The sequence below is a fragment of the Sphingomonas glacialis genome (assembly GCF_006439055.1).
Classification (GTDB): domain Bacteria; phylum Pseudomonadota; class Alphaproteobacteria; order Sphingomonadales; family Sphingomonadaceae; genus Sphingomonas; species Sphingomonas glacialis_A.
This window is the reverse complement of sequence record NZ_RCZC01000002.1, coordinates 768,083-782,007: the sequence shown is the minus strand read 5'-3', so window position 1 is coordinate 782,007 and position 13,925 is coordinate 768,083. Positions and strand designations below refer to the sequence as shown.

The following is a 13,925-nucleotide window of genomic DNA, read 5'->3' as shown; positions in this document are numbered from 1 at the left end:
TGCCGGACGAGCCCTCCGGATCAGGCGGCCTTTGCCGCCATCCGCGCGGCGGCCTTTTCCTCTTCGGTCCAGACCTTGCGCTCGCGCTCCTTGGGCGCCTTGACCTGCTTGACCGGGCCACCGCCGAGCACGGGCGCGCGCTTGGTCGAGTGGCGGGCGAGTTCGCAATGCCATTGGTGATCGTCCTGGACGGTCAGCGTCTGGCCGATCTCGCGCTCGACATCGTGGAGCCAGGCGCGCTGCTCGGCGTCGCACAGCGTGATCGCGTGGCCGCTGCGCCCGGCGCGGCCGGTGCGGCCGATGCGGTGGACATAGCTTTCGGGCAGGCTCGGCAGATCGTGGTTGAAGACGTGCGTGACCGTATCGACGTCAATGCCGCGCGCGGCGATATCGGTCGCCACCAAAACTTGGACCGTGCCCGCACGAAACGCGTCAAGCGCACGCTCGCGCTGCCCTTGCGACTTGTTGCCGTGCAGCGCCTCGGCGGTGATCCCGCCCTCGGTGATGAACGCGCAGACTTCGTTGGCGATGTTCTTCTGCAGCGTGAAGACGACCGCCTGGCCCATGTCGGGCGTGCGCAGCAGTTCGAGCAGCGCGGCTTTCTTGTTTGCCGCATCGAGGAACATCACCGATTGCGCGATCCGCTCGACGGTGGTCGAGGGCGGGGCGATCTCGACCTTCGCGGGATCACGCAGCAGGCTGTCGGCGAGCGCGGTGATCGATGCCGGCATCGTCGCCGAGAAGAGCAGCGTGTGGCGCTCGACCGGCAGCGTCGCGACGATCCGCGCAATCGGCTTGGCGAAGCCCATGTCGAGCATCTGGTCGGCCTCGTCGAGCACCAGCGCCTCGAGCGTGGAGAGGTCGCATTCGCCCTGCTCGATCAGATCGAGCAAGCGGCCCGGCGTCGCGACGATGATATCGACGCCCGCGTCAAGCGCCTTGATCTGGTGGAACGCGCTGACCCCGCCGAAGATCGTCGTGACTCGCGGCGACAGCTCGCCGCCGAAATTCTCGAACCCGGCGGCGATCTGCGACACCAGTTCGCGCGTCGGTGCGAGAACGAGCACGCGCGCGCCGCGCGCCGGGGCAGGGCGGGGCGCCTCGGCGAGGCGGTGGAGCAGCGGCAGCGCGAAGGCGGCGGTCTTGCCGGTGCCGGTCTGCGCCATGCCGAGCATGTCGCGCCCCTGCAGCAACAGCGGGATCGCGCCCGCCTGGATCGGCGTCGGCTTGGCATAGCCGAGGTCGGCGAGGCTGCGCAGCAGGAAGGGCGCAAGCGCGAGATCGGCGAAAGTCATGGTCATGGGCACGCGGCGCCTCCGGCGCTGAGCAAAGCTGCGCCTGATCGGGCTTAGCGGGGGTTGGAGCGCGCGCTGGTAGGTGCGATGCTGCACTGCGTCAATCTGCAAACACGGCGCTAGCGCACGTGACTAGCCGACACCGACCTACGCAGGTTATTTTACGGCCAGCGCACCGATCGCTTTGCCGGCAATCACATGCCCCGCAACGCTGATCGAATAGCGCCACAGCTCGTCGTCGGGATCGGTCATCGCGATGCGCACCATCTTGGCCAACGGCCCGTCGCCGATTTGTTCGCGCACGGAGCGCTCGATCTCGTCGGGCCATTCCGCGCGAGACCGAAACAATATGGCAGGTTCAGAAGGCGATAGGGGACGCGCCGTCATAAGATTCGCATCGTTCGCTGCTCTGATCCTGCACCGCTTCCGACCAACGGCTTGCCCTGACATCGCCGGACCGGGCGCGCGACGCAAGCCTCCGATCGCATACCGGTGCAGCAGTGGTCGAGGCACCATGCCCGAACAGGGGTATTGGCGGCGCGGTGCCGCTCCGATACGGGAGGGCGATACAGGGAGCCATATCATCCGCCAGATCGCAGCACTGCCCTATCGCACCGAGGGGACCAGAATCGATGCACCCGTCCGCGTGCTTTTGGTCACGTCGCGGGAGAGCAAGCGATGGGTCATTCCCAAGGGCAATCCGATGGCGGGCATGGCCTCCCACACCGCGGCCGCGGTCGAGGCCGAGGAAGAGGCCGGCGTCAGCGGGCTCGTCTGCCCGACGCCGCTCGGATCGTATCGCTATCGCAAGCGCAAGGGCAACGGCGCGTCGCTGATGTTCGATGTCGACGTCTTCCCGCTGGCGGTGACCCACGAACTGAGCGCGTGGAAGGAACAGTCGCAGCGCGAGCGCCGCTGGTTCTCGCTCCCCGATGCGGCAAAGGCCGTCGATGAGAGCGACCTGCGCGATCTCATCCGATCGTTCGGCCCCGCCGAATTCAAAACCGCCGCACAGCGCAAGGGTGTGCTGGCGGCCGTCGCCAAAACTACGAAAGTCAGCCCGATGTTCGCTTGGTTCCAGCGCCTCCTGCCCCGCACCGGCAACTTCTTCGAACTGTTCGAAGCGCATGCCGTCGCGATCGGCGCCGCCGCCGACGCGGTCGCGCGGTTGCTGCAGACCGGCCCCGGCGCCGCTGCAGACCATATCCGCGAGGTGATCGAGCGCGAGCACGATGCCGACGACATCAACCGCGAAATGCTGCTGACGGTGCGCCGCACGTTCCTGACGCCGTTCGATCGCGGTGCGATCACCAGCCTGATCGGCGCGATGGACGATTCGATCGACGAGATGCAGGCCGCGGTCCAGGCGATCGACCTGTACGAAGTGCGCAGCTTCACCCCGGAAATGCAGGACATGGCCGCGATCATCGTCGATGCCGCGCGGCTCACCGCCGAGGCGATGCCGCTGCTGCGCGATGTCGGACGCAACGGCGCGCGGCTGCACGAGCTGACCGAACGGATGGTCCGCATGGAGAGCCAGGCCGACGAGATCCACACCAACGGCGTCAAGCGTGCCTTCAAGGAGCTCGGCGCGAGCGATACGCTCGGCTTCATCGTCCAGCGCGAGGTGTACAAGCATCTCGAACGGATCATCGACGCGTTCGAGGATGTCGCGAACGAAATCGATGGCATCGTCATCGATCACGCCTGACCAGAGCGATGTACACCTTAGCCTTGCCCTTGCTGATCGGCCTGATCGCCGTCGCGCTCGCGTTCGATTTCCTCAACGGGTTGCACGATGCGGCGAATTCGATCGCGACGGTCGTCTCGACGCGGTTGCTCAAGCCCGTCCATGCCGTGCTGTTCGCCGGCTTCTTCAACTTCGCTGCCTATTTCCTGACGATCACCTTTCCGAGCCTGCACGCGGTTGCATCGACGATCGGGAAGGGGCTGATCGCGCAGGAACTGGTGACGCCGGCGGTGGTGTTTGGCGCATTGGTCGGCGCGATGTTCTGGAACGTCGTGACCTGGCTCAAGGGCATTCCCTCCTCGTCGAGCCACGCGCTGGTCGGCGGCATGATCGGATCGGGGGTCGCGCATGCGGGCATTACCGGCGTGCAGTGGAGCGGCCTCAACAAGACGCTGATCGCGATCGTGCTGTCGCCGGTGCTCGGCATGATCCTGTCGATGCTGATCATGCTGGTCTCGAGCTGGCTGTTCCGTCGCGCGACGCATCGCACCGCGGAGCGATCGTTCCGCGCGCTGCATTTGATCTCGTCGGGCACCTATTCGCTTAGCCACGGGCTCAACGATGCGCAGAAGACGATGGGGATCATCACCGTTCTGCTCTTTTCGACCGGCTATCTGCACGGCGAATTCGAAGTGCCGCATTGGGTGGCGATCAGCTGCTACATCGCGATGGGGCTCGGCACGCTGACCGGCGGGTGGAAGATCATCGAGACGATGGGATCGCGCATCACCAAGCTGTCGCAGCATCAGGGGTTCAGCGCCTCGCTCGGCGGGTCGGTGATGGTGTTCGCGGCGTCGCTGCTCGGTATTCCGGTATCGACGACGCACACGATCACGGGCTGCATCATCGGCGCGGGCGTCGCGCGGCGTGCGTCGGCGGTGCGCTGGGGCGTGGCGCAGAACGTGCTGGTCGCATGGATCATCACGATCCCGGCCTCGGCGCTGGTCGGGGCAGCGTTCTACCTGCTGACGACGCTGTTCTAGCCGCGGTGCATCCCGGCGCGACGCCGGGCGTTGGAGCGCGATGACCATCCTCATTCCGATCCTCGGCGACCAGCTTTCGCACGACCTCGCATCGCTCCAGGGCGTCGCGAAAGGCGACGCCGTCATTCTGCTGATGGAGGTCGCCGACGAGACGACCTACGTCCGGCACCACAAACGCAAGATCGCGCTGATCTTCTCGGCGATGCGCCACTTCGCCGACGAATTGTGCGCCGCGGGCTGGAGCGTGGAGTACGTCGCGCTCGACGATCCCGCCAACACCGGCAGCTTCTCCGGAGAGGTCGCGCGTGCGATCGAGCGGCATCGCCCGCGGGCGATCCGGATCGTCGAGCCGGGCGAGTGGCGCGTCCGTCGGATGATCGATGGCTGGGCCGAGCGTTTCGGTCTCCCGGTCGAAATGCTGATCGACGACCGCTTCGTCTGCGGGATCCTCGAGTTCCAGACCTGGGCGCAGGCGCGCAGCGAGCTCGTGATGGAATATTTCTATCGCGAGATGCGCCGCAAGACCGGGCTGTTGATGACCGCCGACGGCAAGCCCGAGGGCGGCCAGTGGAATTTCGACAAGGACAATCGCGCGCCGCCCAAGCGCGGACTCAACTATCCCGAGCCGCTGCATTTCGCGCCCGACGCGACGACCGAGGCGGTGATGGCGCTGGTCGTCGAGCGCTTCGCCGGCCATTTCGGGCGGCTGGAGAAGTTCGCCTTGCCGGTCACCGCCGCGCAGGCGCGAAGCGCGCTCGCGCATTTCGTCGCGACGGCCTTGCCCGATTTCGGCACCTATCAGGACGCGATGGTGACGGGGCAGGACTGGCTCTATCATAGCTGGCTAAGCCCCGCGCTCAATCTCGGCCTGCTGACCCCGCTCGAGGTCGCCCAGGCCGCCGCCGACGCCTATGCCGCCGGCACCGTGCCGCTCAACGCCGCGGAAGGCTTCATCCGTCAGGTGATCGGCTGGCGCGAATATGTCCGCGGCTATTATTGGCTCGAGATGCCCGATGTCGCCAGCGCCAACGCGCTCGACGCGACGCGGCCGCTGCCCGAATTCTACTGGAGTGGCGACACGCCGATGCTGTGCCTGGCCGAGGCGGTCCGCAACACGCGCGACAACGCGTACGCCCACCATATCCAGCGGCTGATGGTGCTGGGCAATTTCGCGATGCTCGCCGGGGTGCGCCCGCAGGAAGTCGCCGACTGGTTCCTCGTCGTCTATGCCGATGCCTATGAATGGGTCGAACTGCCCAACGTCATCGGCATGAGCCAGCACGCTGACGGCGGGCGGCTTGCGACCAAGCCCTATGCCGGGGGCGGGGCCTATATCGACCGCATGTCCGACCATTGCGCGAAGTGCCGCTACGACGTGAAGAAGAAGGTCGGCCCCGACGCATGCCCGTTCAATGCGCTCTACTGGGATTTCCTGGCGCGGCACGAAGCGCGTTTCGGTCGCAATCGCCGCATGGCCAACATGTATGCGACGTGGAACCGGATGCAGCCCGAAGTGCGCGATGCCTATCGCGCGAGTGCGCGGATGTTCCTCGCGACGCTCGAGCCCGCGGCGGACGGATGGGCGCGCGGAGCAGGAGCGGAGGATCGATGACCCCCGATAAAGCTGTGACGAACCGTCGCACCCTGCTCGTCGTGTTCGGCGCGGCGGTACGGCCTGACGGGAGCGCGAGCCCGGCGCTGGCACGCCGCGTCGGATATGCCGCCGCGGACGCCCAGGCCGATCCGCGCGTCGATCTGTTCCTGTCGGGCGGGGTGGGGACCCATCCACCCTCCGAGGCGGCGGTGATGGCGCAGTTGTTGCAGCACGCGGTTTCGCCCGATCGGCTCATCCTCGACGAGGTCAGCGCGGATACGCTCCAGACGGTCCGGGCGGCAGCGAGCTATGCGCGTCGTCACGGTTATGCCGCGATCCGGACCTGCACCGATGCCTATCACCAGCCGCGCGTGCGTATGCTGTTCGGCGTGATGGGCTTTGCCAGCCGCCCGGTGCGCATGGTCGCGCGCGGTCCAAAGCCGCTCCAGGCGAAGATGTGGGCGCGCGAGCTGGCAGCGATTCCGTACGACATGGTGGCGGGCGTGCATGCGCTGTGGCGGCACCGGCGGGGGTGAGGCGTGATGGGCGCGCGGGGGTGATGGTAGTGGCGGAGCGGGAGGGATTCGAACCCTCGATACGCTTTTGACGTATACTCACTTTCCAGGCGAGCGCCTTCGACCACTCGGCCACCGCTCCGCATGTCCTGGACAGGAGGGTCGCCCTAGAGCGTCGTCGTCCGCTGCGCAAGCACTCTGCTGCGTCGGCGAGGGGATTGCCGATCCCGGCGCGAGCGGGCAGTCTCGCACGATGCCGATGCTCCTCCCGTTCTTCGCCCTGCTCGCCGCCGCACAGGCCGCGCCTGCGCCCGCCCCAAAGCCGACCGCGGCGCAATTGGCGGCTGCCGCGCCGGCGTCGGCCTGGGGGCTGATCGACGCGCAGGATCTGCTGCTGATCGACTTTGCCGACGGGCATCGCAGCGTGATCTGGCTCGCGTCCGCCTTCGCGCCGGCGCATGTCGCCAATATCCGCACGATCGCGCGCAGCGGCTGGTGGAACGACGCGACCGTCTACCGCGTGCAGGACAATTACGTCACGCAATGGGGCGATGCGACCGAGAAGAAGGCGCCCGCCGCCGGGATCGATCGGCGACCGCCGGCCGAATATGAATGGGCGTGGGACGCGCATGGCGTGGCCGTCGCCAATCCGTACCGCGATGCCTATGCCAGCCGGACCGGCTTCACGCCGAACGGCTGGGCGGTGGCGGGCGATGGCACGCGGCAATGGCTGCCGCATTGCTATGGCATGGTCGGCGTGGCGCGCGATTTGGCGCCCGATACCGGGACGGGGGGCGATCTCTATACCGTGATCGGCCATGCACCGCGCCATCTCGACCGCAATATCGCGCTGGTCGGGCGCGTGATCGACGGGATGGGCGCGCTGTCGGCCTTGCCGCGCGGGACGGGCGGGGGGCTTGGCCTTTACGAGGATCCCAAGCAGCGCGTGCCGATCAAGCGGATCGCGATCGTGGCGGATTTGCCGGCAGCGGAGCGGCCGGCGTTTGAATATCTGCGCCCTAACGCGCCGGTCTTTGCCGCGACGCTCGAGGCGCGGGCCAATCGTGGCGGGCCGTTCTTCACGGTGCCGGCGGGCGCGACGGATCTGTGTAACGTGATGGTGCCGGTGCGGGCGGTGGCGCGCTAGGCGCTGTTGCGCGGTGCTTGCCCGGTCCGTGTGAAGCGGCGGGCTCGGGCCAATGCGATGGAACGGCTGGAAGTAGGGCGCTGACTGCTTCGCTCTATTCGAGCGTCTCGCGCCCAATCCGGAGGCCCCGGCGGCTAGGTTTGCGTCGACCGTTCGGCATTGACGCTGGGGTTCCCGCCTAAGCCTCCACCGTCACGAAAGTATCCATCACGCGCTTGCGTCCAGCGCTCTCGAAGTCGATCTCGAGCTTGTTGCCCTCGATCTCGGCGATCGCGCCATAGCCGAACTTCTGGTGGAACACGCGCATCCCGACCGAAACGTCCGCTCGGCCCTTGTTGCCGAGGCTCACCGCCGAGGCACGGGACTCCTGGACGCGCGATGGCTCGCGGGTGAAGGTGCGGCTGGTGTAGCCGCCGCCGGGCTTCGCGGTATCGACGCCCGCCGCGCGCTGCCAGCCGGGGCCGCGACCCGTGCCGCGGGCGACATCGGCGAAGGGATCGGCGCGTTCGGACCAATTGGCGCGCCACAGGCTCTCGCCGCCCGCCATGCTCGATTCGGCCTCGATATGCTCGGGCGGGAGCTCGCCGACGAAGCGGCTCGGGATGCTGCTCGTCCACTGGCCGTAGATGCGGCGGTTGGCGGCGTGGAGGATGATCGCGCGGCGCCGTGCGCGGGTGATCGCGACATAGGCGAGGCGGCGTTCCTCCTCGAGGCTCTTGGTGCCGCCCTCGTCGAGCGAGCGCTGCGAGGGGAACAGCCCTTCCTCCCAGCCGACCAGGAAGACCGTATCGTATTCCAGGCCCTTGGCGGCATGGATCGTCATGATCGTGACCTTGGGCTCCTCGGCGGCGGCCTCATTATCCATCACGAGGCTGACATGCTCGAGGAAGGCGCCGAGCGTCTCATATTCCTCCATCGCGCGGACGAGTTCGGTGAGGTTCTCAAGGCGGCCGGCCGCCTCTACCGATTTCTCGGCCTGGAGCGCGGCGGTATAGCCGCTCTCGTCGAGGATGATGCGCGCGAGCTCGCCATGCGGCAGCTCGGTCACCTGCGCGCGCCACCGCGCCATGTCGATCACGAGATTGCCGAGCGATTTGCGCGCTGCGCCGCTCAGCTCGTCAGTGTCGAGCAGTCGCGCGGCGGCGGTGACGAGCGGGGCGTTTTGTGCGCGCGCCAGCTGGTGGATCTTGGCGACCGCCTTGTCGCCGAGGCCCCGTTTCGGCACGTTGACGATGCGGTCGAAGGCGAGATCGTCCGCGGGCTGTGCGACGACGCGCAGGTACGCGAGCGCATCGCGGATCTCGGCGCGTTCGTAGAAGCGGAAACCCCCGACGATGCGGTAGTTGATGCCGGTCGCGATGAAGCGGTCCTCGAACTCGCGCGTCTGGTGCTGTGCGCGCACGAGGATCGCGATCTCGTCGAGCGATTTGCCGGTGCGCTGGCAGCTGTCGATTTCCTCGCCGACACGGCGGGCTTCCTCGGGGCCGTCCCACACGCCGAGCACCTTGACCTTCTCGCCCGCGTCGAGCTCGGTCCAGAGCTGCTTGCCGAGGCGGCCGCTATTGTTGGCGATGACGCCCGAGGCGGCGCCGAGGATGTGCGGCGTGCTGCGGTAATTCTGCTCGAGCCGGATGATCTTCGCGCCCGGGAAATCCTTCTCGAATTTCAGGATGTTCTCGACCTGCGCGCCGCGCCACGAATAGATCGACTGGTCGTCGTCGCCGACGCAGGCGATGTTCTTGCGCTCCTGGGCCAACAGGCGGAGCCAGAGATATTGGACGCTGTTGGTGTCCTGATACTCGTCGACCATGATGTATTTGAAGCGGCGCTGGTAATCGGCGAGCACATGACGGTCGCGCTGCAGGATGACGAGCATGTGCAGCAGCAGATCGCCGAAATCGCAGGCGTTGAGCGCGACCAGCCGCGCCTGATAGGCGGCGTAGAGTTCCTGCCCCCGACCGTTGGCGTAGAGCTCGCTCTCGCCGGCATCGATCTGCGCAGGGACGAGGCCCTTGTTCTTCCAGCCGTCGATCAGCCCGGCGAGCGAGCGCGCCGGCCAGCGTTTCTCGTCGAGATCGGCGGCCTGGATCAGCTGCTTCAGCAAGCGCAGCTGGTCGTCGGTGTCGAGGATCGTGAAATTGCTCTGCAGCCCGACCAATTCGGCATGGCGGCGCAGCATCTTCGCGCCGATCGCGTGGAAGGTGCCGAGCCACGGCATCCCCTCGACCACGTCGCCGACGAGCATCCCGACGCGGTGCCGCATCTCGCGCGCCGCTTTGTTGGTGAAGGTGACGCTGAGGATCTCGCTCGGCCAGGCCTTCCGCGTGTTCAAAAGGTGCGCGAGGCGGGCGGTGAGCGCGGCGGTCTTGCCGGTACCCGCGCCCGCGAGGACCAGCACGGGGCCCTCGGTGGTGAGCACTGCGTCGCGCTGCGGTTCGTTGAGGCCGCGCAGATAGGGCGGATCGGCGGGCGCAAGCGCGTCTTGGGGAACGGGGAGACTCATCGGTGAACAGGTAGGGAACGGCGCGCGTGCGGGCAAGCGTTTCGCTTATGGCGCGGCGAGCGCGCGTACTGCGATCGCGTCGCGTGCCGACGCTTGGCGCGCGCTGGCAAGCGCGCGGATCACGTCGAGATAGGCGCCCGCGGCATGCTCGACCGTGAACGCCGCAGCCGACGCACGCCGCGCAGCGACGACCACGGCGTCGTCGAGCGCGATCGTCGTCATCGCGCGCGCGAGCGCCGCGCAATCGCCGTTCGGCACGATCGTCCCCAGCGCGCCGTGACCGAGCAGATCGGGCATCGCGACGCAGCAATCGGTCGCGACGATCGGCAGGCCGGCGGCAAGCGCCTCGATCACCACCGCGGGGACGCCCTCATAGATCGAGGACAGCACGAACACGTCGGCTTGCGCCAGCCAATTGTCGAGCGGGTCGGTATGGCCCGGCAGTCGCACCGCATGCGCGATCCCGAGCGTGGCCGCGCGCTGTTCGAGCATCGCGCGTTCGACGCCGTCACCGAGGATCGTCAGCGTGTCGCCCTCGACTGCCGCCTGCGCGAACGCCTGGAGCAGCAAGGAGAAATTCTTCTGCGGGGCGAGCCGGCCGACCGCGAGATAGTGCCGACCGGGGCGATCGCGCACCACAGCGTCGCGCGCGCTGGCGAGCCGAACAAGATCGCCCGCGGACAGCGCCGGATCGGGGATCACGCTGATACGGTCGCGCGTCACGCCGGTGCGCTGCGCGATTTCGGCGCGCATGGCGGGCGCCATCGCGACGAAATGGTCGATATAGCGGCCCTGGATGCGCAGCCAGATCTTGTAGAAGAGGCCCAGGAGCGGGGGCATGTCGGGGCGCACGAGGCAATTGCTGATCTTCGCGACGATCGGCGGGCATGCCCGACCCAGCATTAGCCGCAGCACGACCGCGAGCGCGGTATAGGTGTTGCCAGCGCAGAACAGCGCATCGGGCCGGTCGGCGTCGATCACCGCGGGGAGCCCGCGCGCGAGCGCGACGAAGCCGGCGAAACGGCTCTTCCGGGCGCGCGGGCCGACCTGTCGCATCGCACGCACCGGTTGCGGCGGCGCGACGCTGGCATCGGCGAGGACGATCTGCGTATCGACGCCCGCTCCGCTCCACGCGGCGTGCAGCCGCGCCGCGACGCGTTCGACGCCGCCCGGCGCAAAACTATAGAGATAGGTCAGAATTCGCAGCGGCCGGGGTGCGGGCGGACTCTGGATCGGCGCAAGCGAGACGGGGATCAGCGGAGGCTCGACACCGTCGATTTGCCGCGCAGCGATGAATGCCGTCCCCACCCGTATCTCTCCTGCGCGCCCCCCGGTCACGGCCGATGTGTCTTAGAGGGACGGGCTGTCGCACGCAATTCGCATCTCGTGGCGGGCGCGATCGCTGCGGCCGCGCCGAAGCGGTCGATCGATGCGGTGCCACGCCGCGGGCAGCGGCATGATTTTGCGGAATTTTATTTCCGGCGGGCGCTGGGCCGCGACGATACCGGGGCCGTGCATAGCCGATGCCGCGGCCGCACTGCGCGCGCTTTTCACGCTGACCGCGTGGCGCCTTCGGTAGCGGTAACGGATTCGGGCGGTGTCGGCGCGTATGCGGCCGCGTTCCCCGTCCCACACCAGGGCCGCCACCGCGACGTGGCGCTTGAAGTGAAGCGCTTTCTTTGACAGGGGGCCCGCCACGGCGAGACGCCGACGGCACATGACGCGACCGAAATGTCATCATACCGTAACAGAACCCAGCGAAGGCCCTAAACGGCATGGCTACCACCTTACTCGCGTCCCCCGACTCGGCGACGGACGCATCGCATGGGCCACGGCTCGACCATAAACTGCATCCCGCGGGCCCCTGGGTCTTTTTCGCGGTGCTGCTCGCTGGGTTGGTCTATGCGGGGTACAGCATCGTCTCCGACACCGCGAACGTGGGGGAGGGGCTCGCGCTCGGCACCTTCGCCTTTCTCGCGCTCGCACTGCTGATCGCGCTCGGTTTCGAATTCGTCAACGGCTTCCACGACACCGCCAATGCGGTCGCCACCGTGATCTATACGCACTCGCTGCCCGCGCCGGTCGCGGTGGTTTGGTCGGGGTGCTGCAACCTGCTCGGCGTCCTGCTGTCGAGCGGGGCGGTCGCCTATACGATCGTCACGCTGCTGCCGGTCGATCTGATCCTGCACGTCGGCAGCAATGCCGGCTTCGCGATGATCTTCGCATTGCTGTTCGCGGCTGTGCTGTGGAACCTCGGCACCTGGTATGTCGGCCTCCCCAATTCGTCGAGCCATGCGCTGATCGGCTCGGTCCTCGGCGTCGGCTTCGCCAACCAGCTGATCGCCTCGGGCACCGGCGGCACGTCGGGGGTCGACTGGTCGCAGGCGTTCAACGTCTTCAAGGGCCTGTTCTTCAGCCCGCTGATGGGCTTTTTCGGTGCGCTCGCGCTGTTGTGGGTGATGAAGCGGGTGATCCGTAACCCGAAGCTCTATTCCGAGCCCGAGGGCCAGACGCCGCCGCCGCCGGGGATCCGCGCGCTGCTGATCGGGACCTGCACCGCGGTCAGCTTCTTCCACGGCAGCAATGACGGGCAGAAGGGCATGGGTCTCATCATGCTGATCCTGATCGGCTGCGCGCCGACCGCCTATGCGCTCAATCGCACGATGCCCGAGCGCGACATGCCCGCGTTCGTCCAGACGGCCAACCAGGCGGCCGGCGCGTTTCGCGCCCATGCGGGCGACAGCCCGGGCGGATCGGTCGAGGCGGCGCGGACCACGCTGACCACGGCGCTGCGCGCGCGCGATGTCGCCTCGCCGCAGGTGTTCGGCGCGATCGACACGCTGTCGCGCGACGTCAGCCAGCGTATCGAGGGCTATGGCACGCTGCAGAAGGTGCCCGCCGCGGCGACGCCCAATCTGCGCAACGACATGTATCTCGCGCTCGATACGATCAAGCTCGCGGTCAAGGACAAGGACAAGGCGGCCAAGACCTTCGCGCCGGCCGAGCTCAAGGCGATCAACAGCTACGCCACCAATCTCGAGCATGGCACGCGCTACATTCCGTATTGGGTGAAGATCATCGTCGCGATCGCGCTCGGGCTCGGCACGATGATCGGCTGGAAGCGGATCGTCGTCACGGTCGGCGAGCGGATCGGCAAGACGCACCTGACCTATGGCATGGGCGCTGCCGCCGAGATCGTCGCGGCGGCGACGATCGCGGGGGCCGATTTCATCGCGGTGCCGGTGTCGACGACGCACATCCTGACGAGCGGCGTGGCGGGTGCCTCGGTCGCCAATGGCGCGGGGCTGCAGATCGCCACGCTGCGCAATATGGCGCTGGCGTGGGTGCTGACGCTCCCCGCGGCGATGGCGCTGTCGGGCGGGCTGTATTGGCTGATGCTGACGCTGTTCGGGCTTTCGCACCACGTTTGAGGTTTACCGCGGCGCGGCGTTAGTGTTGCTCCCCTCCCTGAAAGGGAGGGGCTGGGGGTGGGTCGGCCCGTTGGTCGAGCGTGACGTTCCCCCTGAGAGCAACCCACCCCCAACCCCTCCCTTCCAGGGAGGGGAGTCTCGGCCAGGGAGGTGTGGCGTTAGCCCCGCCGCAGCAGCGTGATCCGCGCCTTGCCGTGGACGCGGCTGACATCCTCGACGAACCCGGCCACTTCCACCAGCTCGGGCTTGGCGGTCTCGATGCTGATCCACGTCGCTTCGCCGATCCAGCCGAGCCGGTTGAGCTTGTCGAGCGCCACCGCGCCCGCGCCGCTGTCATAGGGCGGGTCCATCAGGATCAGGTCGAGCGGCTTGGCGGCAAGCCCCAGCGCGAGCACCGATTGCGCCCGCACATCGGCGCCGATTTCCTTCGCGCCGCCCAATTTCGTCAGGTTCACGCGCAGCGCGTCGAGCGCGGGCTTGTCCTGCTCGACGAAGATGCACGACGCGGCACCGCGCGACAGCGCCTCGATCCCGAGCGCGCCTGACCCCGCGAAGAAATCGGCGACCGCCAACTCCTCGAAGCTCCCGACGCGGCTGGCGAGCATCGAGAACAACGCCTCGCGCACGCGGTCGGCAGTCGGACGAGTCGCTTCACCCTTGGGCGCGACCAGCGGGCGGCCGCGCCATTTTCCGGCAATGATGCGCAT

Annotated in this window: 12 protein-coding genes and 1 tRNA gene; 6 read left to right on the top strand and 7 right to left on the bottom strand. The window is 67.6% G+C overall.

Features of this window, described 5'->3' with window-relative positions; genetic code table 11:
• Positions 1–20 precede the first annotated feature (20 nt).
• Together EAH76_RS07545 and EAH76_RS07540 are read right to left on the bottom strand one after the other, a co-directional pair.
• The gene (locus EAH76_RS07545) at positions 21–1,301 is read right to left on the bottom strand and encodes a DEAD/DEAH box helicase (protein WP_140849645.1); all 1,281 of its coding nucleotides are present in this window, start codon (positions 1,299–1,301) and stop codon (positions 21–23) included.
• A 150-nt stretch (positions 1,302–1,451) separates the two neighbouring features.
• Positions 1,452–1,682 (bottom strand): hypothetical protein, encoded by a 231-nt coding sequence (locus EAH76_RS07540; protein WP_140849644.1) that lies wholly within the window; start codon positions 1,680–1,682, stop codon positions 1,452–1,454.
• A 259-nt stretch (positions 1,683–1,941) separates the two neighbouring features.
• On the opposite strand from EAH76_RS07540, the gene EAH76_RS07535 reads away from it, so the two are divergent.
• Genes EAH76_RS07535 through EAH76_RS07520 form a run of 4 tightly spaced genes read left to right on the top strand, consistent with a single transcriptional unit; the run spans position 1,942 to position 6,158 of the window.
• The gene (locus tag EAH76_RS07535) at positions 1,942–3,006 is read left to right on the top strand and encodes a DUF47 family protein (RefSeq protein ID WP_140850412.1); all 1,065 of its coding nucleotides are present in this window, start codon (positions 1,942–1,944) and stop codon (positions 3,004–3,006) included.
• Between the two features lie 8 nt (positions 3,007–3,014).
• The gene (locus tag EAH76_RS07530) at positions 3,015–4,028 is read left to right on the top strand and encodes an inorganic phosphate transporter (RefSeq protein ID WP_140849643.1); all 1,014 of its coding nucleotides are present in this window, start codon (positions 3,015–3,017) and stop codon (positions 4,026–4,028) included.
• Between the two features lie 40 nt (positions 4,029–4,068).
• On the top strand, positions 4,069–5,640 hold the full coding sequence (locus EAH76_RS07525) for a cryptochrome/photolyase family protein (RefSeq protein WP_140849642.1): 1,572 nt from the start codon (positions 4,069–4,071) through the stop codon (positions 5,638–5,640).
• 14 nt (positions 5,641–5,654) lie between these two features.
• Positions 5,655–6,158, top strand: a complete 504-nt coding sequence (locus EAH76_RS07520; protein ID WP_161988988.1) for a YdcF family protein — start codon at positions 5,655–5,657, stop codon at positions 6,156–6,158.
• Positions 6,159–6,188: 30 nt separating this feature from the next.
• On the opposite strand, the gene EAH76_RS07515 is transcribed toward EAH76_RS07520, so the two are convergent.
• Positions 6,189–6,279: transfer RNA gene (locus EAH76_RS07515), tRNA-Ser, on the bottom strand.
• A gap of 111 nt (positions 6,280–6,390) precedes the next feature.
• On the opposite strand from EAH76_RS07515, the gene EAH76_RS07510 reads away from it, so the two are divergent.
• Positions 6,391–7,284 (top strand): peptidylprolyl isomerase, encoded by an 894-nt coding sequence (locus EAH76_RS07510; protein ID WP_140849640.1) that lies wholly within the window; start codon positions 6,391–6,393, stop codon positions 7,282–7,284.
• 178 nt (positions 7,285–7,462) lie between these two features.
• On the opposite strand, the gene EAH76_RS07505 is transcribed toward EAH76_RS07510, so the two are convergent.
• Genes EAH76_RS07505 through EAH76_RS23900 form a run of 3 tightly spaced genes read right to left on the bottom strand, consistent with a single transcriptional unit; the run spans position 7,463 to position 11,485 of the window.
• Positions 7,463–9,787 carry an ATP-dependent helicase gene (locus EAH76_RS07505; protein WP_140849639.1) on the bottom strand — a complete coding sequence of 775 codons (2,325 nt, stop codon included), beginning with the start codon at positions 9,785–9,787 and terminating at the stop codon, positions 7,463–7,465.
• Between the two features lie 45 nt (positions 9,788–9,832).
• On the bottom strand, positions 9,833–11,095 hold the full coding sequence (locus EAH76_RS07500; protein WP_140849638.1) for a glycosyltransferase: 1,263 nt from the start codon (positions 11,093–11,095) through the stop codon (positions 9,833–9,835).
• A 42-nt stretch (positions 11,096–11,137) separates the two neighbouring features.
• The gene (locus tag EAH76_RS23900; protein WP_161988987.1) at positions 11,138–11,485 is read right to left on the bottom strand and encodes a hypothetical protein; all 348 of its coding nucleotides are present in this window, start codon (positions 11,483–11,485) and stop codon (positions 11,138–11,140) included.
• Between the two features lie 77 nt (positions 11,486–11,562).
• On the opposite strand from EAH76_RS23900, the gene EAH76_RS07490 reads away from it, so the two are divergent.
• Positions 11,563–13,218, top strand: coding sequence for an inorganic phosphate transporter (locus EAH76_RS07490; protein ID WP_140849636.1), 1,656 nt, complete (start codon positions 11,563–11,565; stop codon positions 13,216–13,218).
• A gap of 158 nt (positions 13,219–13,376) precedes the next feature.
• Here EAH76_RS07490 and rsmD read toward each other — a convergent pair whose 3' ends face one another.
• Positions 13,377–13,925 (bottom strand): 16S rRNA (guanine(966)-N(2))-methyltransferase RsmD, encoded by a 549-nt coding sequence (gene rsmD, locus EAH76_RS07485; protein ID WP_140849635.1) that lies wholly within the window; start codon positions 13,923–13,925, stop codon positions 13,377–13,379.

Excerpts from the sequence above, each read along its gene's own strand:
- EAH76_RS07545 (WP_140849645.1), bottom strand. The coding sequence starts at position 1,301 with ATGACCATGACTTTCGCCGATCTCGCGCTTGCGCCCTTCCTGCTGCGC.
- EAH76_RS07540 (WP_140849644.1), bottom strand. The coding sequence starts at position 1,682 with ATGACGGCGCGTCCCCTATCGCCTTCTGAACCTGCCATATTGTTTCGG.
- EAH76_RS07530 (WP_140849643.1), top strand. The coding sequence starts at position 3,015 with ATGTACACCTTAGCCTTGCCCTTGCTGATCGGCCTGATCGCCGTCGCG.
- EAH76_RS07525 (WP_140849642.1), top strand. The coding sequence starts at position 4,069 with ATGACCATCCTCATTCCGATCCTCGGCGACCAGCTTTCGCACGACCTC.
- EAH76_RS07510 (WP_140849640.1), top strand. The coding sequence starts at position 6,391 with ATGCCGATGCTCCTCCCGTTCTTCGCCCTGCTCGCCGCCGCACAGGCC.
- EAH76_RS07505 (WP_140849639.1), bottom strand. The coding sequence starts at position 9,787 with ATGAGTCTCCCCGTTCCCCAAGACGCGCTTGCGCCCGCCGATCCGCCC.
- EAH76_RS07490 (WP_140849636.1), top strand. The coding sequence starts at position 11,563 with ATGGCTACCACCTTACTCGCGTCCCCCGACTCGGCGACGGACGCATCG.
- rsmD (WP_140849635.1), bottom strand. The coding sequence starts at position 13,925 with ATGCGCATCATTGCCGGAAAATGGCGCGGCCGCCCGCTGGTCGCGCCC.